The organism is Oceanicella sp. SM1341 (genome assembly GCF_003448965.1).
Lineage (GTDB): Bacteria > Pseudomonadota > Alphaproteobacteria > Rhodobacterales > Rhodobacteraceae > Paroceanicella.
This window is the reverse complement of record NZ_QRGC01000019.1, coordinates 39,484-61,866: the sequence shown is the minus strand read 5'-3', so window position 1 is coordinate 61,866 and position 22,383 is coordinate 39,484. Positions and strand designations below refer to the sequence as shown.

The window sequence follows — 22,383 nt, the reverse complement described above, 5'->3', positions numbered from 1 at the left end:
CCGCGGCGGGCCGCCCCGGCCGTGGCTCAGTATTTCACGCCGTATTTCTCCAGCGTGTCCTGGTAGCTCTGGTAGATCGCGTCGGCGTCATGGCCCTTGGCGGTGACATCCTGCTTCCAGCTGTCGACCAGCGGTGCGGCGGCCTCGCGCCACAGGGCGATCTCCTCGTCGGTGGGCGCGTAGAGCGTGTGGTCGGGGCTGTCGACCATCTTCTGCCGGCCCGCGGCCTCCCACTCGGCCCAGCCGGTGGAGAATTTCTTCGACCATTCCGGGGTGCAATGTTCGTCGATCACCGTCTTGAGATCATCGTCGAGCGCGTCGTAGCTCGCCTTGCTGATCAGCAGGGTCTGCAGCGAGGCGTAGAACGGCATGTCGAGGTGCTCGTGCAGGATCTGGTCGATGCCGAAGAGATAGACCGAGTTCCACGGGAAGGTCATCGCGTCGGCCACGCCCTTGGAGAGCGCCTCGCGCGCCTCCGGTGCGGAGACCTGCACCGAGGAGCCGCCGAGCAGGCTCACGAAGCGGGCGATGGTGGCGTTGGCGGGGCGCACGTTCATGCCGTTCACGTCGGCCGGCACGTGGATCGGGGTCTTGGAGTGGAAGGCGCCGGGGTCGTGCGGGTTCATCATGCACACCTTGACGTCGGGCATCTCCTGCTCGGCGTACTGCGCGTACCACTCGTGCATGGCCGCGGCACCGTCGGTGGCATTGGTCACCTGGAAGGGGATCTCGATCAGCGAGGCGATCGGGAAGCGGCCGGCCTGGTAGCCGGGGTTCACGTAGGTGACATCGGCGATGCCGTCCCGGGCCATGTCGTAATGGTCGGGCGCCGCCCCCAGCTGCTGGGCCGGGAAGATCGTGATATTTATCCGGCCGCCGGAGGCCTCCGAGATCGATTCGGCCCAGGGCTCGATACCGTCCGGCTGGATGGGATGCGTGGCGGGCAGCCAGTGCGACAGGCGCCACTCCACCTCGGCGGCCTGGGCGCCGAAGGCCGACAGGCCCAGCGCGGCCGCGAGGGTCACTCGCGTCAAGCAGATCATCTTCGTTTCCTCCCTCGAAGGATCGTTGTCCTTCATAACAAATTACGTGTTAAGTAATCACGCTGCGGGCCGTCCTGTCAAGCGCGACGCCCTGCCGGGCGGGGCTTTCGCGGCCTCGTGACGGGGCCTGCGGCAGGGGGGCTTGTGGCGTGTAACCACGCGCGGCAAAGGCCCGCCACGGGCGGTCAGCCCTCCTCCGGCTCCGTCTTGCCCAGGTGGAGGGCGAGGAAGGCCCCGGCCTGGTCGAGGGCCTGGTCGGCTTCCTGCAGCCGGCCCTGCAGAAGCTGCCAGACATGGAAGGTGCGGCGCCAGAACTGCATGCGCACCAGGCCGCCCGCGGCCTGCAGCCGTGCCCCGATGGCGCTGGCGTCATCCTCGAGGATCTCCACCCGGCTGGCCTGGATGAGGGCGGGCGGCGGCCCCTCGGGGAAACGGGCCCTGGCGGGCGAGACCAGGGGGTCCTGCGGGTCGGCTCCGTTGAGGTAGGTGTCGCGCACCTCCGCAAGGCGGGTGAAGGGCAGCATCACGTCGCGCCGGGCGTTGCGCCGCAGGCTGGCGGAGGAGAGGGTGAGATCGGTCCAGGGGCAGAAGGCCACCACGCAGGCGGGGGCCGGCAGGCCGCGGGCATGGGCGTCGAGCACCAGCGAGAAGGCCAGCCCGCCGCCGGCGCTGTCGCCGCCGAAGGCGATATGCGCGGGGTCGTAGCCGGCGCGCAGCAGGGCCTCGTAGCAGGCCCGGGCATCCTCGAGCGCGGCCGGGTAGGCGTGTTCGGGCGTGAGCCGGTAGCGCGGCAGGATCACCCGCGCCCCGCAGCGCGCGGAGAGGGCGGCGCCGAGGTGGCGATGGGTCTCCGGGCTGCCCTGGAAGAAGCCGCCGCCGTGGAACCAGATCAGCACCCGGCGGCGGTCGACCCGCCCCTGCGAGGCCTCCAGCACCTTCACGCCGCCCAGCCGGTAGGGGCGATAGCGCGCGCCCTCGGGGTGGATGAACCAGCGCTCGGCCGCGCGGTCGAACTGCCGGCGCAGGGCGGCGACATCGGTGGCGCGGGCGAGGTAGGGTTTCTCGACCGCGCGCAGCACGAAGTTCAGCAGGGTGAGGCGCAGGCTCATGGCACGAGCCCCCCCGGCGCGGCAGGCGACCGGGGGGGAACGCGGTCCGGGCCGGGGTGCGACGGGGCGCGCATCAGGCGCGGCGTGCCTCGATGGCCTCCCACATCGCCGCGGCGGCATTGATGCCGTCGAAGCGCTCGAGCTCCTGGATGCCGGTGGGGGAGGTGACGTTGATCTCGGTGAGCATGCCGCCGATCACGTCGATGCCCACGAAGATCTGGCCCTTCTCCTTCAGCAGCGGGCCGATGGCGGCGCCGATCTCGCGGTCGCGCTCGGTCACGGCCACCTTCTCGGCCCGGCCGCCCACGTGCATGTTGGAGCGGGTCTCGCCGGCCTGCGGCACGCGGTTGATCGCGCCGATCACCTCGCCGTCGACGAGGATCACACGCTTGTCGCCCTTGGCCACGTCGGGCAGGTATTTCTGCGCGATCAGCGGCTCGCGGCTGAAGCCGGAGAACAGCTCGTGCAGCGAGGCGAGGTTGCGGTCGTCGCGGCCGAGCTTGAAGATGCCGGCGCCGCCGTTGCCGTAGAGCGGCTTGAGGATGATGTCGCCATGCTCCTCGCGGAAGGCGCGCAGGGCGGCGAGGTCGCGGGCGATGCAGGTGGGCGGCGTGAGCTCGGGGAAGGTGAGCACCAGCAGCTTCTCGGGGAAGTTGCGCACCCAGAACGGATCGTTGACCACCAGCGTCGTGGGCTTGAGGAAGTCGAGCAGGTGGGTGCTGGTGATGTAGGCCATGTCGAAGGGCGGGTCCTGGCGCAGCCAGACCACGTCCCATTCCGCGAGGTCGACGGTCATCTCCTCGCCCAGCGTGTAGTGGTTGCCCTTCTCGCGGCGCACCTCGACGGGCCAGCCGGTGGCGAGCACCCGGCCCTCGCGCCACTGCAGGCGGTCGGGGGTGTAGTAGAACAGCTCATGCCCGCGGGCCCGGGCTTCGAGCATGATGCGGAACGTGCTGTCCGCGTTGATGTCGATGGGCCCGATCGGGTCCATCTGCATGGCGACCTTCAGGCCCATGTGCAAGTTACTCCCCTCTGCCGGTCTCAGGACGAGGCCGGATCTCCCGCCATCCGCCGCTGCGGATCGTCGTAGAGATAGACATGGCTGACCACGCGCACCACCCCCGGCACGCGGGCGGCATGATAGACCACGCGCTCCAGCTCGCGGTCGCTCTCTGCCAGTCCCATGAGATGGACGGTCCCGCGCACGGTTTCAATATTGAAATTGAGCGAGCGCACGTCGCCGTCGGTGAGCAGGCGGCTGCGCAGCTCGGTGGTGATGCGGACATCGTCGAGATAGGCGCCGGCATCCTCGCCCTCGCCGACGGCGATCGCGTCGGTCACCCGGCGCACGGTGGGCACGGTCCAGATCAGCCGGATCGCCTCGGCCCGGTCCTCCGCCGTGGGCAGCTCCCCGGTCACCAGCACGTGGCCCTCGTAGACCTCGGTGGAGAGGGCGGTGAACATCGGCTCGCTCTCGCCCAGCAGGGTGAAGTTGATGCGCAGCTGGGTCTGGGTGTCGAGCAGCGCGTCGACCGTGTCGCGCTCCTGCAGGCTGGTCACGCCCAGCGTGGGCAGCATCACCGACGCCACCGGATTGGCCGTGCACCCGCACAGCCCCAGGCCCGCGGCCAGGATCAGGGTCTTGCGCATCTGTCTCTCGTTACTGCTCTCGGTCCTGCCCGGCGTTCTCGATCAGCTCCGGCACGCCCGCCTGGTCCAGCAGGACGAGGTCGAAGCGCATCAGGGCGTCGATGCCGATATTTTCCGAGATCATATAGCGAAACGCCGCGCGCTCCAACCTCCGCCATTTCGCCCGGGTGACGGACCCGGCCGCCTCCGCGTGGCTGCGGCGCTGGCGCACCTCGACGAAGACCAGTTCATCGCCGTCCCGGCACACGAGGTCGAGCTCGCCCTCCCGGCAGGTCCAGCGCCGGGCGAGCACCCGGGCCTGACGGCGGTCGTAGAGCCGCTCGGCGATCTCCTCCGCGGCGAAGCCGGTCTCGCGCGCCGCGAGCCCGCGGCGCCGCGCCGGGCGCGGCCAGGCCGGTCGCGCGCCGGGAACCGGATGCGGCATCGGAAGGGAGGGCGCCTCGTACGGCATCATGTCGAGCATCGGACTCTCCGCGAGCAGGTATTTCCAGCCGGTCCGGGCAGGCTGTCCGATCACCAGTTTCGCGCCCAATGTCTAACAGTCGGTAACCGTCCCCGCTATTTCCCGGCCAGCGCGAGGGCCCGGGCATAGACATCGCGGCGCGGCAGGCCGGTCGCCTCGGCGACCATGCGGGCCGCGTCCTTCACCGACATTTCCTCCAGTGCGGTGCGCAGGGCGGTGTCGAGGTCTTCCGGCCCGGTCTCGCGGGGCAGGGGCGGGCCGACCACAAGCACCACCTCTCCGCGCGGGTCCGGCTCCCCGGCGAGGGCTTGCGCCAGCTCTCCGAGCGTGGCGCGGCGCACCTCCTCGAATTTCTTCGTGAGTTCGCGGCAGAAGGCGGCGGGGCGGTCGGGGCCGAAGGCCTCGGCCATCGCGGCGAGGGTGGCGGCGCTGCGGCGGGGGGATTCGTAGAACACCAGCGTCGCCGGCACGGTGGCGAATTCGGCGAGGAAGCGCGCCCGCGCCGCCTCCTTCACCGGCGGGAAGCCGGCGAAGAGGAAGCGGTCGGTGGGCAGGCCGGCGACGGTGAGGGCAACCAGCACCGCCGAGGCGCCGGGGGCTGCGATCACCTCGTGGCCGGCGGCGATCGCCTCCTGCGCGAGGCGGTAGCCGGGGTCGGCGATGAGCGGGGTGCCCGCGTCCGAGACATAGGCCACCGCCGCGCCCTCGGCGAGGCGGGCCATGATGTGCGGGCGCTGCTCGGGGCCGTTGTGATCGTGGTATGGTATCACCCGGCGGCCGGCGAGGTGGATGCCGTGGATGTCCATCAGGTGCCGGGCGCGGCGGGTGTCCTCGGCGGCCAGCAGGTCCGCGCGGGCCAGGATGTCGAGGGCGCGGAGCGTGATATCGTCGGCGGTGCCGATCGGGGTGGCGACCAGGTAGAGGCCCGGCGGCAGCCGGCCGCCGGCCGGCCCCGGGCTGCGGGGTGCGGGGGGCGTGGCGCCTTCGGAAGCGGTCATCTTTCGGTCCTGTCGTTGTCTTGTCCCGGGCATCGCCCTAGTTTGTCTCCCGCTTTTCACACAAACCCTTGCGCGCGGACAGAGCAGAAGAGAGAAAACATGACGAACCTCAGGGGCCAGGTCGCCCGTTTCGTGAAACCCGCGGTCTGCGCGCTGCTCGTCGCCGGCGTGGCGGCCTGCGGCTCGCAGCGTCCGGCCACGCGCAGCACCGTGGGCGCGGGCGGCGGCACCGGTCCGGCGGCGAGCGCCGGCGCGGCCGCCATCCCGATGTCCGGCCCGGTGACCGTGGCGCTGATGGTGCCCACCGGCTCCTCCGACGCCGAGCGCAACGCCATCGGCGAGGGGCTCGTGAACGCCGCGCAGATGGCGAAGGCCGACCTTTCCGGCACGCCGATCGACCTGCGCATCTACGAGACCGGCGGTGACGCCGCCCGGGCCCGTGCCGCGGCCGAGCGCGCGGTCTCCGAGGGCGCGAAGATCATCGTCGGGCCGCTCTTCGGCGCCTCCGCCCAGGCGGTGGGACCGGTCGCGCAGCGGGCGGGCCTGAAGGTGCTCACCTTCTCCACCAACCCCGCCGCGGCGGGCGGCAACGTGTTTCTCCTCGGGCAGACCGCCGAGACCGAGGCCGACCGCATGCTCTCCTACGTGAGCAGCACCGGGCGGCGCACGGTCTCGGTGTTCAGCCCCGACACGCCCACCGGCCAGGCCGCGGCCTCGGCCGTGCGCGCCGCCGCCGGCCGGCACAACCTGCAGCTCGTGCAGTCCTCGAGCTACCCGCGCAGCTTCCGCGGCATCCAGGACCAGGCCCAGGTCTTCGCCAACGGTGTCACGGCCGAGGCGCTGGTGCTGCCCGACGGCGGCCAGGGCCTCGCCTCGCTCGCCGCCTTCCTCGCCTTCTACGGCGTGAACCCGCAGGAGACCAAGTTCACCGGCCTCGGCCAGTGGAACTCCGCCTCCACCGCGCGGGAGGCCTCGCTGAAGGGTGGCTGGTTCGTGGCCCCGGATCCGGACCTGTTCAACACCTTCGCAACACGTTATCAGTCACTCTACGGTGCGCCGCCGAGCCCGGTGACCAGCCTCGCCTATGACGGGATCGCCGCCGTGGGCGCGCTGATCCGCGATGCCCGCGCGGCGCAGGACCCGGATGCCTTCTCGGCCGAGCGGATCACCGATCCGAACGGGTTCATCGGAGTGACCGGGGTGTTCCGCCTCAGGAGCGACGGCATGATCGACCGCGCTCTTGCGGTGATGGAGGTGGATGACAATGGGTTCCGCGTTATCGACCCGGCGCCGCGCGGTTTCGGCGCCTACGGAAGCTGAGCACGCGGCCGACGGGCTGTCGCTGATCCTGCCCCCGGGCGAGATCATCGACATGCCCGCGCTCGCGGCGGCGCTCGACGCCGCCGTGGGCTGCGAGAACCCGGCCGAGGCGCGGGGGGCCTGCGTGGCCCTGCTGCGCGCGGCCAAGGACGGGGCGCATGCGTCCATCGCCGCGGCGCTCGAGGCCCGGCCCTTCGCCGGGCCGCTGGCCGCCAGCTCCTACGCCTGGGTGGCGGACCGTATCGTCTGCCTCGCCATCACCACGGTGCAGGAGCGCCTCCACCCGCTGCCCAACCCCACCGCCTGCGAGCGCATGGCGGTGCTGGCGGTGGGCGGCTACGGCCGCGCCGAGATGGCACCTTCCTCCGACGTCGACCTGCTGTTCCTCACCCCCTACAAGCAGACCCCCTGGGGCGAGAGCGTGATCGAGAGCGTGCTCTACATCCTGTGGGACCTGAAGCTGAAGATCGGCCATTCGGTGCGCACGGTGGAGGATTGCCTGCGCCTCGGGCGCGAGGATTTCACCATCCGCACCGCGCTGCTGGAACAGCGCTTCCTGATGGGCGAGCGCGCGCTGGCCGACACGCTGGACACCCGGCTGTGGAAGGAGCTCTTCAGCCGCACCGGGCCGGAATTCGTCGAGGCCAAGCTCGACGAGCGGGCCGAGCGCCACCGCCGCCAGGGCGGCTCGCGCTACCTGGTGGAGCCGAACGTGAAGGAGGGCAAGGGCGGCCTGCGCGACCTGCAGACCCTCTACTGGATCGCGAAATACCTCTACCACGCCGACACGCCGGAGGAACTGGTGGAGAAGGGCGTCTTCTCCGAGGAGGAGGTCGCCACCTTCAACGAGGCCGAGAGCTTCCTGTGGACCGTGCGCTGCCACCTGCACCTGATCTCGGGCCGCGCGGTGGAGCAGCTCACCTTCGACATGCAGGTGGAGATCGCCGCCCGGCTGGGCTTCACCGACACGCTGGGCCGCCGCGCGGTCGAGAACTTCATGCAGGTCTACTTCACCCATGCGCGGGCGGTGGGCGAGCTCACCCGCATCTTCTGCGCCATGCTCGAGGCCCAGCACGTGAAGAGCCGCCCGCCGCTCGGGCCCCGCCTGCGCCGGGCGTTCGGCTTCGGGCGCAACGTGCTGCCCGAGGAGTTCCAGGAACGCGACGGGCGGGTGGATTTCGCCGAGGCCGCCGACGTGGCCGCCGAGCCCATCCTGATGCTGCGCATCTTCCAGGTGTCGCTCAACGTGGGCATGCTCATCCACCCCGCCGCCTTCCGCACCGTGGCGGCAAACCTCGACGGCATCGAGAGCCTGCGCGAGACGCCCGAGGCGAACGCCATCTTCCTCGATTTGCTGCTCAACACCAACAACCCCGAGCGCGCGCTGCGCCGGCTGAACGAGACCGGGGCGCTGGGCGCCTTCATGCCAGAGTTCGGCCATATCGTGGCGTTGATGCAGTTCAACATGTACCACCACTACACGGTGGACGAGCACACGATACAGGCGGTCTCGATCCTGTCGCGCATCGAGCGCGGCGAGATGAAGGTGGAGCTGCCGCTGGCCTCCGACATCATGCGCCAGGGCATCGAGCGCGAGGTGATCTACCTCGCCCTGCTGCTGCACGACATCGGCAAGGGCCGGCCGGGCGACCATTCGGAAGTGGGGGCGGAGATCGCCCGCGTGGTCTGCCCCCGGCTCGGCTGCGACGACAGCACCACCGACAGCGTGGAATGGCTGGTGCGCCACCACCTGCTGCTCTCCGACGTGGCCCAGCGGCGCGACATCTCCGATCCGCGCACGGTGCAGGACTTCGCCCGCATCGTCCAGACGCCGGAGCGGCTGCGCAAGCTCTACGTGCTCACCGTGTGCGACATCATGGCGGTGGGCCCGGGCACCTGGAACAACTGGAAGGCGCAGCTCCTGCGCCAGCTCTACGACGCCACCCGCGCCTACATCACCGGCGACGCCGACCCGCTGAGCCGCCGCGACCGGGTGGAGGAGGCGAAGGCCGCCCTCGTGGCCGAATACTCCAAGCATACCGGGCCCGAGGCCGTAGCCGAGGAGCTCGAGCGGCACTACCCCTCCTACTGGCTGGGCTTCGACACCGAGACGCAGCTCCTCTTCGCGCTGATGGACGAGGACATCCTGCCCGACGAGATCTACTCCCAGGTGATCCCCGACCAGGCGCGCGACGCCACCAAGGTGGCCTTCTACATGGAGGACCACCCGGGCATCTTCTCGCGCATCGCCGGTGCGCTGGCGCTGGCCGGGGCAAACGTGGTGGATGCGCGCTGCTTCACCACCACCGACGGCTACGTCACTTCCGCCTTCTGGGTGCAGGACAACCAGGGCAAGCCTTACGAGAAATCCCGGCTCGACCGGCTGCGCCGCTCGGTGGAGCGCACCCTCAAGGGCGAGGTGATCGCCGGCGAGGAGTTCAAGGTGAAGGACAAGGTGAAGCGCCGCGTGAAGGACTTCACCGTGCCGACCCGGGTGATCTTCGACAATGACGGCTCGGAGATCTACACCATCATCGAGGTGAGCGCGCGTGACCGGCCGGGGCTGCTCTACGACCTCACCCGCATCCTCTCGGGGCTCGGCATCTCCATCGCCTCCGCGGTGGTGGCCACCTACGGCGAGCAGGCGGTGGACGTGTTCTACGTGAAGGACCTCTTCGGGCTGAAGCTCCACTCGGAGGCCAAGCGCCGCAGCATCGAGGCGCGCCTGCGCGCCGCAATCGACGGGAACGGGACCCCTAAATGACAGCAAGGCCGATCCGGCTCCTGCGCTCCTTCCTCACGGTAGGGGGCTGGACGATGGCGAGCCGGTTGCTCGGCTTCGTGCGCGACATCGCCATCGCGGCGGCACTCGGCGCGGGGCCGGCGGCCCAGGCCTTCGTGATCGCCTTCGCGCTGCCCAACATGTTCCGCCGCTTCTTCGCCGAGGGCGCGTTCAACATGGCCTTCGTGCCAATGTTCGCCCGGCGGGTGGAGGCGGGGGAGGACGCGAACGGCTTTGCCGAGCAGGCGATGTCGCTGCTCGCCTCGCTCCTCATCCTGCTCACCCTCGCGGCGCTGGCCGGCATGCCCTGGCTGGTGCTGGCCATGGCCGGCGGCTTCGGCGACGAGCCGGAGAAATTCGCCCTCACCGTGTCGATGGCGCGGGTGATGTTCCCCTATATCCTGCTGATATCGCTGGCGGCACTCTTCTCCGGCATGCTCAACGCGGTGGGTCGCTTCGTGGCGGCCGCCGCGGCCCCGGTGGCGCTGAACGTGATCCTGGTGGTGGGGCTCGGCCTCGCCTCGGCCACCGGCGGCGCGCCGGAGGCCTGGATCACCTGGCTGGTGCTGATCGCCGGCGTGGTGCAGATGGGGCTGCTCTTCGTGTCCGTGCGCCGGGCGGGCTTCCCGCTCAGCCCGCGGCTGCCGCGCATCACGCCGGAGATGCGCCGCCTCGCCCGGGTGGCGGTGCCCGCGGCGCTGGCGGGCGGCGTGGTGCAGGTGAACCTGCTGGTGGGCCGGCAGGTGGCCTCGTTCTTCGATGGTGCCGTCGCCTGGCTCTACTACGCCGACCGGCTCTACCAGCTTCCCCTCGGCGTGGTGGGGGTGGCGATCGGCATCGTGCTGCTGCCCGAGCTCTCCCGCCGCCTGCAGGCCGGCGACATGGTGCAGGCCCGCGAGGCGGTGAACCGCTCCACCGAGTTCTCTCTCGCCCTCACCCTGCCGGCCGCGCTGGCGCTGATCGTGGTGCCGCTCTCCATCGTGTCGGTCCTGTTCGAGCGCGGCGCCTTCACCGGCGAGGACGCCCGCGCCACGGCGCTGGCGGTCGCGATCTACGGCGTGGGCCTGCCGGCCTTCGTGATGCAGAAGGTGCTCTCGCCGGTGTTCTTCGCCCGCGAGGACACGCGCTCGCCCTTCCGCTACGCGCTGGTGGCGATGGTGGTGAACGCGGTGATCGCCATCGGCCTCGCGCCCTTCATCGGCTACCTCTCCGCCGCGGTGGCCACCACGGCGGCGGGCTGGGTGAACATGGCGCTGCTCTGGCGCGGCGCGAAGGCCTATGGCGACGCCGCCACGCCCGATGCCGCGCTGATGCGCCGGCTGCCCCGGCTGCTGCTCTCGGCCGTGGTGATGGCCGCGGTGCTGCTGGGCCTCGCCGAGGCGCTGGGCCCTGCGCTGCACGACGGCGCGCTGCGCTACGCGGCGCTGGCCGGGCTGGTGCTGGCGGGCATGGCGGCCTATGCCGCCGCCTGCGCCCTCACCGGCGCCGTCACGCGGGCGGAGCTGCGCGCCGCCCTGCGCCGGGGGCGGTGATGCGCCACAGCCAGCCCATCAGCCAGCCGGTGACGAAGCCGCCCAGGTGGGCCTCCCAGGCCAGCAGCCCCTCGAGGTAGAACCAGATCGCCACGTTGGCGATCACCAGCGCGAAGAGCGAGCCCCAGAGCGGCTGCATCGGCGCGCCGGCCTGCCGGCGGCCCACCCACTCGGCGTATTTCCACACGCCGATGAAGCCGAAGGCCGCCCCCGAGGCGCCCACCATCGGGGCTTCCGAGGCATTGAGCAGCCCGAACACCAGCCCGCCGCCGATGGCGGTGACGAGGAAGGTCGCCACCACCCGCCAGGGCCCGATCATGCCCGAGAGCATCTTTCCCAGCGCCAGCACCACCACCATGTTCATCGCCATGTGCAGCAGGTCGCCGTGCAGGAAGGCGTGGCTGATGAACATCGTCCAGCGCTGGCCGGCGAACAGCGGCTCCCAGGCGCCGGTGAAGAGCTGGCTGTGGAACCCGCCGAAGGCGATGGCATACATCCGCCACTGCGGGCTGCCGATCAGCCCGTTGTCGGCGGCGGTGAGCACCAGCTCGATGAGCGCGCAGAGCCCCACGATGGCCCAGACCGGCCCGGGCACCGAGCCGGGTCCGATATCGGGGCGCCGCTTCAGGGGCGGGCGGGCAGGGCGGGGCGGGGGGCTGTCGGGGTCGATACTCATGACGTGGCAAGGTAGTCGCTCCGCGGCCGGGCACAAGCGCCATGCGCGAATGGTTGACCAGCCGCCCCCCGGCGCGCGATAACCGCCCTCCATTTGATCTCAGGAGAGAAGTCACATGACGCAGGCGGTCCACACGCGGCGCATCTTCTCCGGTGTCCAGCCCACCGGAAACCTCACCCTCGGCAATTACCTCGGCGCCGTTAAGCGGTTCGTCGAGATGCAGGACCACGACTGGCAGACGATCTACTGCGTCGTCGATCTCCACGCGATCACCGTCTGGCAGGACCCCGAGCAGCTCCGCCGCGCCACGCGTGAGCTCACCGCCGCCTTCCTCGCCTGCGGGCTCGACCCCGCGCGCTCGATCCTGTTCAACCAGTCCCAGGTGCCCGAGCACGCCCAGCTCGCCTGGATCTTCAACTGCGTCGCCCGCCTCGGCTGGCTCAACCGCATGACCCAGTTCAAGGACAAGGCCGGCAAGGACCGCGAGCGCGTCTCCACCGGGCTCTACGTCTACCCCAACCTGATGGCCGCCGACATCCTGCTCTACCACGCCACCCATGTGCCGGTGGGCGAGGACCAGAAGCAGCATGTCGAGCTCACCCGTGACATCGCCGCGAAGTTCAACAACGACTACGGCGTGCCGGATTTCTTCCCCCAGCCCGAGCCGGTGATCGAGGGCGCGGCCACGCGGGTGATGTCGCTGCGCGACGGCACCAAGAAGATGTCGAAATCCGACCCCTCGGACATGAGCCGCATCAACCTCACCGACGATGCCGACGCCATCTCCCAGAAGATCCGCAAGGCCCGCACCGACCCCGAGCCGCTGCCCTCCGAGGTGGCCGGGCTCGAGGGCCGCGCCGAGGCGCGCAACCTGGTGAACATCTACGCCGCGCTCTCCGGCCTCAGTGCCGAGGCGGTGCTGGCCGAGCATGGCGGCAAGCCGTTCTCCGAGTTCAAGCCGGCGCTGGCCGACCTCACTGTCGCATCCATTTCACCGATCTCGGCGAAGATGCGCGAGCTGATGGGCGACGTGGCCGAGATCGACCGGATCCTCGGCAAGGGCGCCGAGCAGGCCTCCGAGATCGCCGAGCCCATCCTCGCGAAGACCTACGAGATCGTCGGAATGGTAAGGAGCCGCTGACATGACCCCCCGGATCCGCCCCGCAGAGCCCGCCGACACCGCCGCCATCGCGGCCCTCGTGGAGGCGGCCTTCGGGCGGCCGGGGGAGGCGGCGCTGGTCGCCGCCCTGCGCGGGGCCGGCGCGGTGAGCGCCGAGCTGGTGGCCGAGGGCGAGGGCGGCACGCCCTGCGGCCACGTGCTGCTCAGCCCGCTCCGGCTCGATTTCGCCGGCGAGGACGTGCCGGCCCAGGCCCTCGCCCCCGTGGCCGTGGCGCCGGAGTGCCAGGGCCGCGGCATCGGCGCGGCGCTGGTGCGCGCGGCCCTTGCCGCCGTGCCCGGCCCGGTGCTGGTGCTCGGCGCGCCGGAATGGTACCCCCGCTTCGGCTTTTCCTGGGAGGCGGCGAAACCGCTGGTCTCGCCTTTCCCCTGGGCCGGCCGCGCCTTCATGGCCTACGACCCCGAGGGCGTGCTCACGGGGCGCGAACATGGCCGCGTGCACTACCCCGAGCCCTTCGGCCTGATGGCCTGACGCGGCGGAAGGGCAGGGGGCGTGGATCGCTCAGTTTGGAATCATTCTTGATTTCCGCCCCCCGAGGGATCACATTAACGGCCGAAACCGGAGGCTCGACTCATGTTCATCCAGACCGAATCCACCCCGAACCCGGCCACGCTGAAGTTCCTGCCCGGCGAGACCGTGATGCAGGCCGGCACGGCCGATTTCCCCAGCTCGGACACGGCGGCCAGCTCGCCGCTCGCCCGGCGCGTCTTCGATGTCGAAGGCGTGGCAGGTGTGTTCCTCGGCCAGGATTTCGTCACCGTCACCAAGTCCGACCTCGTGGACTGGGCCCATATCAAGCCGGCGATCCTCGGCGCGATCATGGAGCATTTCCAGTCCGGCGCGCCGGCGATCGAGGGCGAGGGCGCTGCCCCCTCCGGCCATGCCGAGCATGACGGGCCGGACGGCGCAATCGTAAGCCAGATCAAGGAGTTGCTCGACACCCGCGTGCGGCCCGCCGTGGCGCAGGACGGTGGCGACATCACCTTCCACGGCTTCGAGCGCGGTGTCGTCTACCTGCACATGCAGGGGGCCTGCGCCGGCTGCCCCTCCTCGACCATGACCCTGAAGATGGGCATCGAGAACCTGCTGCGCCACTACATCCCGGAAGTGACCGAGGTGCGCCCCGTTGCCGCCTGAGCCACTGCTCCTTGCCTTCGACACATCGGCCGCGCATTGCGCGGCCGCTTTGCTTTGCGGCGAGCGCCTGCTGGCGGCGCGCACCGAGCCGATGGCCCGCGGCCAGGCCGAGCGCCTGCTGCCGCTGCTCGAGGAGGTGCTGGCCGAGGGCGGCGCCGGCTGGCCTGATCTCGCGGGCCTCGGCGTGTGCATCGGCCCGGGGAATTTCACCGGCGTGCGGATCTCGGTCGCCACGGCGCGCGGGCTGTCGCTGTCCCTCGGCCGCCCCGCCATCGGCGTGAGCCGGCTCGAGGCGCTGGCCTTCGGGCTGCCCGGCCCTGTCCTCGCCCTCGTCGACGCCCGGCAGGAGCGGCTTTACGCCCAGCTCTTCGGCGCGGGGGAGAGCGCGCCGCGCATGACCGACGCCGACACGCTCGCGGCCGAGGCCTGGCCCGAGGGCCTTACTGTCACCGGGGCAGGCGCCGCGGCGCTCGCGGCGCGCCTCGGCGCCCGGGCGGCGGGGGAGAGCGATGCGCCCGCCCCCGAGGCGCTGGCACGGCTCGCGCTCGCCCGGCTGGGCCAGCCCGCGCCGCGCCCGGCGCCGCTCTACCTGCGGCCCGCCGACGCGGCGCTGCCCTCCGAGAAGCCGCCCGCCATCCTGCCGTGAGCCACGCGATGACGCCCGACGAGATGGCCCGCCTGCACGCCCGCTGCTTCGACGAGCACCCCCGCCCCTGGAGCGAGGCGGAGTTCATGGGCCTGTTCGGCTTCGGCGCCTGGCAGGTGAGCCTGCCCGGCGGGTTCGCCATGGGCCGCGTGGCGGCGGGCGAGGCCGAACTGCTCACCCTCTGTGTCGCGCCGGAGGCGCGCCAGCAGGGCCTCGGCAGCCGGCTCCTCGCCGCCTTCGAGGCGCGTGCCCGCGCGGAAGGCGCCGACGAGGCCTTCCTCGAGGTGGCCGAGACCAATGCCCCGGCCCGCGCCCTCTACCACGCCGCCGGCTGGTATCTCGCCGGCCGCCGCAAGGGCTATTACGGCCGCGGAGCCAACCGAATCGACGCCCTGGTGATGCGCCGCAAGCTCTGAGGCCGGCCGGCCTGCGCCTCCGGTCAGGGAGCGCGGCGAAGGGCAAGCCCGGCAGCGGCCGGGGGGCGGTGCATCGGCGCTCGCGGCCGCAGTGCCGGACACACGGTATGCCATCTCGGAGACGCGGGGCCGCCACACTGCGTGCGAGCAGAGCGTGCTCCCCGACGCATGGGGTTCGGCAGGGCCCGGAATGCACGAAGGCCCGCGCCGGGTGGCGCGGGCCTTCGCAGAGCAGCGTGGCGCTCGTGGCTCAGAAGTCGAGACCGGCGTACTTGTTCTTGAACTTCGAGACGCGGCCGCCGGTGTCCATCAGCTTCGCGTTGCCGCCGGTCCAGGCCGGGTGCGCGGAAGGGTCGATGTCGAGGGTGAGCGTGTCGCCCTCGGAGCCCCAGGTGGAGCGCATCTTCACGATGGTGCCGTCGGTCATCTTCACGTCGATGAAGTGATACTCGGGGTGCAGGTCTTTTTTCATGGCCACTGGGTCCTGTGCTCGCCTGACTGAGCGGGGTGGGGCATCATGCCCGGGCCCCGTCGCCCGGCAGGAAACGGAAAGCCGCCCTATAGCGGATGCGCGGGGCGGGGGCAAGGGCTCAGCCCGGGCCCCCGGCGGCGGCCCCGCGACCCTCGGCTATGGCGGCGCGCCAGTGGCGCCGGCACAGGGGCTCGTAGCTGTCGTTGCCGCCGATCTGCACCTGGGCGCCGTCGGCCATGGCGCGGCCGGAAGCATCGCGGCGCACCACCATCGTGGCCTTGCGGCCGCAATGGCAGATGGTGCGCACCTCGCGCAGCGAATCGGCCAGTGCCAGCAATGCCGCGGAGCCGGGGAAGAGCTGGCCGCGGAAATCGGTGCGCAGCCCGTAGCACATCACCGGCACGCCGAGATCGTCCGCCACCCGGGCGAGCTGCCAGACCTGTGCCTCGGTGAGGAACTGCGCCTCGTCCACCAGCACGCAGGCGATGCCGGGCGCGGCGGCGGCGCGGGCGAAGAGATCGTCGCCGGGGGCGAAGGTCTCCGCCTCGGCGGCGATGCCGATGCGCGAGGCGATGCGGCCCGTGCCGGCCCTGTCGTCCAGCGCCGCGGTGAGCAGCAGCGTGCTCATGCCGCGCTCGCGGTAATTGTGCGAGGCCTGCAGCAGCACGGCCGACTTGCCGGCATTCATGGAGGAGTAGTGGAAGTAGAGCTTTGCCATGCGCTGCTGATTGCCCATCGCGGCGCAAAGCGCAAGCGCCGGAAATGCTCCGCGGCACCGTGGCCCGGGGGGCGGGCCGGCGTGGCTGCCGTGCTGCGGCCGCGCCCGGGAGCATGGCGGACCGCGGGCGGGCCCGCGCGCGCGGAGGGACCCGGCGCGTGCCGGGGCATGGCGCGCGGCCCCGGCCGCTTTCGTGCAGCGCGGGGGGGCCGGCCGCATGGCGTGTCGGCCCGGGGCCCCTTGCCGCGCAGCGGCTCCGGGCGGGACAGGCCCGGGCGCCTCAGCCCATCAACCGCATTGCCCGGGTTATGGCGGTGGCGATCTCGGTGTCGCCCACCAGCCGGCCGGTGGTGGGGCGGGCGATGAGGTAGCCCTGAACGAGATGGATGCCGAGATCGGCGATCTCCTCGAGTTCCTCGGGTGTCTCGATGCCCTCGGCGATGGCGAGGATGCCCAGGTCGGCGCAGATGCGCACCGTGGCCGCCACGATGCTGCGGCGGGCGGGGCTGCTCTCGATCCCGCGCACGAGGTGCATGTCGAGCTTGAGGATGTCGGGTTGCAGGTCGGCCAGCAGCGCGAGCCCGGAATGCCCGGCGCCGAAATCGTCGATCGCGGTGCGGAAGCCGTGGCGGCGGTACTCGGCCACGATGCGCTGCAGATGGTCGGTGGAGCGGACCTGCTCGGTCTCGGTGAATTCGAAGATCAGGCTTTCGAGCGGGAGGCCGTGCCGCTCGGCCGCGCGGAGGGTGCGGCGGATGCAATGCGCCGGCTCGTAGACCGCGTTGGGCAGGAAGTTGATCGACAGCCCTCCCTCGAGCCCGAGTTCGGCGGCGCATTCGATGGCGCGCGTGCGGCAGAGCTGGTCGAAGCTGTAGCGGTTGTCCTCCGTCACCTCGGCGAAGACCTCGGAGGGCGGCTCGAACCGCGGCCCGCGCACCAGCGCCTCCTGCGCGAAGATGCGGCCGGTGGCAAGGTCGAAGATCGGCTGGAAGGCCATGTTGAGCGGCAGCGGGAAGGCCGTGCCCTCGCGCTCGGCGCAGCGTGCGCAGGCGTCGTTTCCGCCGGTATCCTCCGCCATGGCCATGTTCCTGTCCGGCTGCGGGCCACGCGCGCCGGCCGGCGGGTCAGCTCCGTTTTCGGGCCGGCCCCCGGGCCATGCCGCGGCGCCGATCCCCGCTTCTGCTCCCGGCTCCGCTGCGGCAGCGGGGGTCGCACGTGCCCGCGAGCCCGGTCGGGGCCGGCGCCCCGCCCTCGATCTGAACAGCATTTCCCGGCCTCCCCGCCTGTTCCCCGGCCAGTGTGGCCGGGGCGGGGTTAACCGGAGCCTGACGCGCGTGCCTCAGCGCTGCGCGTATTCCTGCAGCGAGAGCACCTCGATGCCGCCCTCACGCTCGTTGCGGATGGCGCGGGCGGCGGCGCGGGCGCCGGCGGCGGTGGTGTAGTAGGGGATGCGGGCGTAGAGCGCGATGGAGCGGATGTCCTTGCTGTCGGAGACCGACTGCGCGCCGTCGGTGGTGTTGAGCACCAGCGCCACGCCGCCGTCCTTCATCCGGTCGACGATGTTCGGCCGGCCCTCGTAGACCTTGTTGATCCGCTCCGCCCCGATGCCGTTGGTGGCGAGGAACTTCGCCGTGCCGCCGGTGGCGAGCAGGGAGAAGCCGAGGTCGGAGAGGGTGCGCGCGGCGTCGAGGATCATGTCGCCCTTGTCCGTGTCCTTCACCGAGAGGAAGACGGTGCCCTTGCCCGGCAGCTTCACGCCGGCACCCATCTGGCTCTTGAGGAAGGCGCGGGAGAAGTTGGTGTCGATGCCCATCACCTCGCCGGTGGAGCGCATCTCGGGGCCGAGCAGCGTGTCGACGCCCGGGAAGCGGGCGAAGGGCAGCACGGCTTCCTTCACCGCCACGTGGTCGGTCTCCGGCGCCTTCAGCTCGAAGGCGTCGAGGCTCTCGCCCGCCATCAGCCGCGCGGCGATGGAGGCGATGGGCGAGCCCACGGCCTTGGCCACGAAGGGCACGGTGCGCGAGGCGCGGGGGTTGACCTCCAGCACGTAGATCACGCCGTCCTTGATGGCGAACTGCACGTTCATCAGCCCGACCACCTCGAGCCCGAGCGCCATGGCGCGGGTCTGGCGCTTCAGCTCGGCGATGGTGCCGGCGTCGAGCGAGTAGGGCGGCAGCGAGCAGGCGCTGTCGCCCGAGTGCACGCCGGCCTCCTCGATATGCTCCATCACGCCGGCGACATGCACGTCCCGGCCGTCGCACAGCGCGTCGACATCGACCTCGACGGCGCCGGAGAGATAGCTGTCGATCAGCACCGGCGAGGTGCCCGAGACCACCACCGCCTCGCGGATGTAACGCTCGAGCTGGGCATCGTCGCGCACGATCTCCATCGCCCGGCCGCCGAGCACGTAGGAGGGGCGGATCACCACCGGGTAGCCCACCTCGTGGGCGATGGTGAAGGCTTCCTCGGCGGAATGGGCGATGCCGTTCTTCGGCTGCTTCAGGCCGAGCTTGTTCAGGAGCTGCTGGAAGCGCTCGCGGTCCTCGGCGAGGTCGATCGCGTCCGGCGTGGTGCCGAGGATCGGGATGCCCTCGGCCTCCAGCGCCCGGGCGAGCTTCAGCGGCGTCTGGCCGCCGAACTGCACGATCACGCCGTGCAGCGTGCCCTTCGACTGCTCGACCCGCAGGATCTCCAGCACCGACTCGATGGTCAGCGGCTCGAAGTAGAGCCGGTCCGAGGTGTCGTAGTCGGTCGACACGGTCTCGGGGTTGCAGTTGATCATGATGGTCTCGTAGCCCTGCCCGGTGAGGGCGAAGCAGGCGTGGCAGCAGCAGTAGTCAAACTCGATGCCCTGGCCGATGCGGTTCGGCCCGCCGCCGAGGATGACGACCTTCTTCGCCTCCGAGGGCCGGGCCTCGCACTCCACCTCGCCCATCGCGTCGGCTTCGTAGGTGGAATACATGTAGGGCGTCTGGGCCTCGAACTCGGCGGCACAGGTGTCGATGCGCTTGAAGACCGCGACCACCTCGAGCTCATGGCGGGCGCGGCGCACCGCCTCCTCCTCCATGCCGGTGAGGGTGGCGAGCCGGGCGTCGGAGAAGCCCATCATCTTGAGCGCGCGCATGCCGGCGGCATCGGTCGGCAGGCCCTCGGCGCGGATGCGGGCCTCCTCGTCGACGATCTCGCGGATGCGGTCGAGGAACCAGGGGTCGAAGGCCGTGGTGGCCTGGATGTCGTCGTTCGACAGGCCCTCGCGCATCGCCTGGGCGATGATGCGCATCCGGTCGGGCGTCGCCCGGGTGAGGGCGGAGATCAGCGCGGCGCGGCGGTCATCGCCGGGGATCACCACCTCGTCGAAGCCCGAGAGGCCGGTCTCGAGCGAGGAGAGCGCCTTCTGCACGCTCTCGTGGAAGGTGCGGCCGATGGCCATCGCCTCGCCCACCGATTTCATCGCGGTGGTGAGCTCGGGCTTCGCACCGGGGAATTTCTCGAAGGCAAAGCGCGGGATCTTGGTGACCACGTAGTCGATCGTGGGCTCGAAGGAGGCCGGGGTCACCTTGGTGATGTCGTTGTCGAGCTCGTCGAGCGTGTAGCCCACGGCGAGCTTGGCCGCGACCTTGGCGATGGGGAAGCCCGTGGCCTTGGAGGCGAGTGCCGAGGAGCGCGAGACGCGCGGGTTCATCTCGATCACCACCATGCGCCCGGTCTCGGGCTGCACGGCGAACTGCACGTTCGAGCCGCCGGTCTCCACCCCGATCTCGCGCAGCACCGCGATCGAGGCGTTGCGCATCATCTGGTATTCCTTGTCGGTGAGCGTGAGCGCCGGGGCGACGGTGATCGAGTCGCCGGTGTGCACGCCCATCGGGTCGATGTTCTCGATGGAGCAGATGATGATGCAGTTGTCCGCCTTGTCGCGGACCACCTCCATCTCGAATTCCTTCCAGCCCAGCAGGCTCTCGTCGATGAGGATCTGGGAGACGGGCGAGGCGTCGAGGCCGGAGCGGCAGATCGCCTCGTAATCCTCGCGGTTGTAGGCCACGCCGCCGCCGGTGCCGCCCAGGGTGTAGGCGGGACGGATGATGGCGGGCAGGCCGACATGCTCGAGCGCGTCCATGCATTCCTGCATGGTGTTGGCGATGGTGGCCTTGGGGTTTTCCAGGCCGATGCGGTCCATCGCCTCGCGGAACAGCTTGCGGTCCTCGGCCATCTCGATGGCCTCGCGCTTGGCGCCGATGAGCTCGACGCCGAATTTCTCCAGCACGCCCATGTCGGCCAGCGCGAGGGCGGTGTTGAGCCCGGTCTGGCCGCCCATGGTGGGCAGGATGGCGTCGGGGCGTTCCTTCTCCACGATCCTGGCGACGACCTCGGGGGTGATCGGCTCGACATAGGTGGCGTCGGCCATGCCGGGGTCGGTCATGATGGTGGCGGGGTTGGAGTTCACGAGGATGACCCGGTAGCCCTCTTCCTTGAGCGCCTTGCAGGCCTGGGCGCCGGAGTAGTCGAACTCGCAGGCCTGACCGATGACGATGGGCCCGGCGCCGATGATCATGATGGAGGAGATATCGGTTCTTTTCGGCATTCCGGCTCTCGTGCTGCTGGGCCCCCGGCGCCTTTCGGCGCGGAAGCGATGTGGATTCGTACCCGTCGGCAAATTGCGCTGGTTATAGTCGGCAGGTGCGCGGGCGCAAGGCCGCATGTGGGGCAAGAGCTGTGCGGACGGCAGGCGCCCGGCCCGGCGCACGCGTTCAGGCCCGTGCGGCACGTTTGCCCGGCCCGAGCGGCACACCCGCCCGGAGCAAAGGCGCGCAGCGCCGCCGGGCAGCGCCCGACCGCCCCCCCCCGGGCGGGCGCTTCGTCGCCGCTCGCGCGCGCTCGGGGTGAGGAGGGGGCTCGGGCATAAAGTGCGGACCACAGGTGGTGAGGCGCCCACCCGCGGTCGGGCGCTGCCCTGTGTTGTGCGGGGTGCTTGCGGGTCGTTGTCTCCGCGGGACGACAGCCGCACACGGCGCCGGGCAGTACCCTGCGCCGCCGCCTTTTTCACCGGATGAACCTGCCCGTCTGCAGCTCCTTCACCGCCTGGCGCAGCTCGGCCTCGGTGTTCATCACGATGGGGCCGTACCAGGCCACCGGCTCGCGGATCGGCTTGCCGGAGACGAGGAGGAAGCGGATGCCCTCGTCGCCCGCCTGCACAACCACCTCGTCGCCCCGGTCGAACACCACGAGCGAGCGGTTGCCGGTGGTCTCGCGGACATGCATCTCGCGGCCGTCGGGCGTCTCCTTCTCGGTCAGCACGCCGAAGGGGGCGGAGGTGTCGCGGAAGGTGCCGGAGCCCGCGAAGATATAGGCGAAGGCGTGGCGCTCCACCTCCACCCTGAAGCTCTTGCGCCTGCCCGGCGGCACCGAGATGTCGAAGTAGCGCGGCTCGGCGGCGATGCCGTCCACCGGGCCGGCGATGCCCTTGTAATCGCCGCAGACCACGCGGATCACCGTGCCGTCGTCATCGGTGAGCACGGGGATCTCGGCCGACGGCACGTCCTGGTAGCGCGGGTCGGTCATCTTGAGGGCGCGCGGCAGGTTGGCCCAGAGCTGGAAGCCGTGCATCTGGCCCGCCGCGTTGCCGCGCGGCATCTCCTGGTGGAGGATGCCGCGGCCCGCGGTCATCCACTGCACGTCGCCGGCGGCGAGCATGCCGGTGTTGCCCAGGCTGTCGGCATGGTCGACCTCGCCGGCCAGCACGTAGGTGATGGTCTCGATGCCGCGGTGCGGGTGCCAGGGGAAGCCCTTCTCGTAGGTGCCGGGGCGGTCGTTGCGGAAGTCGTCGAGCATCAGGAACGGGTCGACGCTCTCCACCTCGCCGTAGCTGAAGGCGCGGTGCAGGTGCACGCCGGCGCCCTCGCGGGTGGGGCGGGCGGTGCTGAGCGAGCGGACGGGGCGGATCGACATGGGGCTCTCCCTTCGTGGCGCGGCCCCTCGGGGCGCACGGGGTTTCCGAGCCAAGATGGGCGGCGCTGCTGCCGGGGTCCAGTGCCGCCCGGCGCGACGCAGTGTTTCCGGATCCGCGCAACGCCCCGGCCGGGGCGCGGGGGCAGGGCCTGCTCCGCTTCGGGGAGGGCGCGCCTGCGGTCCGGTCGTGAGCGCTCCCCGCTCCGGGAGGGCGACGTCCCGTTCCGGTGTCGGTTGCGTCCCGTTCCGGTAACGAGTGCGTCCCGTTCCGGGGCCATTGGTGCGTTCCGTTCCGGGACC

General features: G+C 71.0%; 20 protein-coding genes. 8 read left to right on the top strand and 12 right to left on the bottom strand.

The genetic code is table 11. The features are described from left to right. Positions 1–26: 26 nt before the first annotated feature. The 6 genes from D3P35_RS16595 to rsmI form a co-directional block, all read right to left on the bottom strand. Positions 27–1,043, bottom strand: a complete 1,017-nt coding sequence (locus D3P35_RS16595) for a TRAP transporter substrate-binding protein (protein ID WP_198670664.1) — start codon at positions 1,041–1,043, stop codon at positions 27–29. A 185-nt stretch (positions 1,044–1,228) separates the two neighbouring features. Beyond that, positions 1,229–2,152, bottom strand: a complete 924-nt coding sequence (locus D3P35_RS16590) for an alpha/beta hydrolase (RefSeq protein WP_157982182.1) — start codon at positions 2,150–2,152, stop codon at positions 1,229–1,231. A 73-nt stretch (positions 2,153–2,225) separates the two neighbouring features. After that, a complete protein-coding gene (gshB, locus tag D3P35_RS16585; RefSeq protein WP_118135863.1) occupies positions 2,226–3,167 on the bottom strand; it encodes a glutathione synthase in 942 nt (313 codons plus the stop codon). A gap of 26 nt (positions 3,168–3,193) precedes the next feature. After that, positions 3,194–3,802 (bottom strand): BON domain-containing protein, encoded by a 609-nt coding sequence (locus D3P35_RS16580; protein WP_118135862.1) that lies wholly within the window; start codon positions 3,800–3,802, stop codon positions 3,194–3,196. 10 nt (positions 3,803–3,812) lie between these two features. Next, positions 3,813–4,265 carry a YraN family protein gene (locus tag D3P35_RS16575; protein WP_118135861.1) on the bottom strand — a complete coding sequence of 151 codons (453 nt, stop codon included), beginning with the start codon at positions 4,263–4,265 and terminating at the stop codon, positions 3,813–3,815. A 95-nt stretch (positions 4,266–4,360) separates the two neighbouring features. Beyond that, on the bottom strand, positions 4,361–5,263 hold the full coding sequence (rsmI, locus tag D3P35_RS16570) for a 16S rRNA (cytidine(1402)-2'-O)-methyltransferase (protein ID WP_198670663.1): 903 nt from the start codon (positions 5,261–5,263) through the stop codon (positions 4,361–4,363). Between the two features lie 99 nt (positions 5,264–5,362). Between rsmI and D3P35_RS16565 the strand changes: the two genes are divergently transcribed. The 3 genes from D3P35_RS16565 to murJ are packed head-to-tail and all read left to right on the top strand — an operon-like array spanning position 5,363 to position 10,897. Further along, a complete protein-coding gene (locus tag D3P35_RS16565; protein ID WP_118135859.1) occupies positions 5,363–6,583 on the top strand; it encodes a penicillin-binding protein activator in 1,221 nt (406 codons plus the stop codon). Continuing rightward, on the top strand, positions 6,522–9,347 hold the full coding sequence (locus D3P35_RS16560; RefSeq protein ID WP_370031613.1) for a [protein-PII] uridylyltransferase: 2,826 nt from the start codon (positions 6,522–6,524) through the stop codon (positions 9,345–9,347). The genes D3P35_RS16565 and D3P35_RS16560 overlap by 62 nt, the downstream gene beginning before the upstream one ends. After that, positions 9,344–10,897 carry a murein biosynthesis integral membrane protein MurJ gene (murJ, locus tag D3P35_RS16555; protein ID WP_118135857.1) on the top strand — a complete coding sequence of 518 codons (1,554 nt, stop codon included), beginning with the start codon at positions 9,344–9,346 and terminating at the stop codon, positions 10,895–10,897. The genes D3P35_RS16560 and murJ overlap by 4 nt, the downstream gene beginning before the upstream one ends. On the opposite strand, the gene D3P35_RS16550 is transcribed toward murJ, so the two are convergent. Continuing rightward, positions 10,854–11,492: a rhomboid family intramembrane serine protease gene (locus D3P35_RS16550; RefSeq protein WP_157982181.1), complete on the bottom strand. Its 639-nt coding sequence runs from the start codon at positions 11,490–11,492 to the stop codon at positions 10,854–10,856. The two genes, murJ and D3P35_RS16550, sit on opposite strands and share 44 nt — an antisense overlap. Positions 11,493–11,688: 196 nt before the next feature. Here D3P35_RS16550 and trpS point away from each other — a divergent pair, with 196 nt between their 5' ends. The 5 genes from trpS (at position 11,689) to D3P35_RS16525 (ending at position 14,950) form a co-directional block, all read left to right on the top strand. Further along, positions 11,689–12,714 carry a tryptophan--tRNA ligase gene (gene trpS / locus D3P35_RS16545; protein ID WP_118135855.1) on the top strand — a complete coding sequence of 342 codons (1,026 nt, stop codon included), beginning with the start codon at positions 11,689–11,691 and terminating at the stop codon, positions 12,712–12,714. Position 12,715: 1 nt separating this feature from the next. Continuing rightward, positions 12,716–13,222, top strand: coding sequence for a GNAT family N-acetyltransferase (locus D3P35_RS16540; RefSeq protein ID WP_118135854.1), 507 nt, complete (start codon positions 12,716–12,718; stop codon positions 13,220–13,222). 102 nt (positions 13,223–13,324) lie between these two features. After that, positions 13,325–13,888 carry a NifU family protein gene (locus D3P35_RS16535; protein ID WP_118135853.1) on the top strand — a complete coding sequence of 188 codons (564 nt, stop codon included), beginning with the start codon at positions 13,325–13,327 and terminating at the stop codon, positions 13,886–13,888. Continuing rightward, positions 13,878–14,534 carry a tRNA (adenosine(37)-N6)-threonylcarbamoyltransferase complex dimerization subunit type 1 TsaB gene (tsaB, locus tag D3P35_RS16530; RefSeq protein ID WP_118135852.1) on the top strand — a complete coding sequence of 219 codons (657 nt, stop codon included), beginning with the start codon at positions 13,878–13,880 and terminating at the stop codon, positions 14,532–14,534. The genes D3P35_RS16535 and tsaB overlap by 11 nt, the downstream gene beginning before the upstream one ends. 8 nt (positions 14,535–14,542) lie before the next feature. Continuing rightward, complete coding sequence (locus D3P35_RS16525; protein WP_118135851.1) at positions 14,543–14,950, top strand: GNAT family N-acetyltransferase; 408 nt, start codon at positions 14,543–14,545, stop codon at positions 14,948–14,950. Positions 14,951–15,200: 250 nt separating this feature from the next. On the opposite strand, the gene rpmE is transcribed toward D3P35_RS16525, so the two are convergent. The 5 genes from rpmE to D3P35_RS16500 form a co-directional block, all read right to left on the bottom strand. After that, positions 15,201–15,422, bottom strand: coding sequence for a 50S ribosomal protein L31 (gene rpmE / locus D3P35_RS16520; protein WP_118135850.1), 222 nt, complete (start codon positions 15,420–15,422; stop codon positions 15,201–15,203). A gap of 118 nt (positions 15,423–15,540) precedes the next feature. Further along, the gene (locus tag D3P35_RS16515; RefSeq protein WP_118135904.1) at positions 15,541–16,140 is read right to left on the bottom strand and encodes a thymidine kinase; all 600 of its coding nucleotides are present in this window, start codon (positions 16,138–16,140) and stop codon (positions 15,541–15,543) included. A gap of 280 nt (positions 16,141–16,420) precedes the next feature. Continuing rightward, the gene (locus D3P35_RS16510) at positions 16,421–17,218 is read right to left on the bottom strand and encodes an EAL domain-containing protein (protein WP_118135849.1); all 798 of its coding nucleotides are present in this window, start codon (positions 17,216–17,218) and stop codon (positions 16,421–16,423) included. Positions 17,219–17,479: 261 nt separating this feature from the next. Further along, positions 17,480–20,719 carry a carbamoyl-phosphate synthase large subunit gene (gene carB / locus D3P35_RS16505; protein WP_118135848.1) on the bottom strand — a complete coding sequence of 1,080 codons (3,240 nt, stop codon included), beginning with the start codon at positions 20,717–20,719 and terminating at the stop codon, positions 17,480–17,482. A gap of 458 nt (positions 20,720–21,177) precedes the next feature. Further along, complete coding sequence (locus D3P35_RS16500) at positions 21,178–22,083, bottom strand: pirin family protein (protein ID WP_118135847.1); 906 nt, start codon at positions 22,081–22,083, stop codon at positions 21,178–21,180. Positions 22,084–22,383 lie beyond the last annotated feature (300 nt).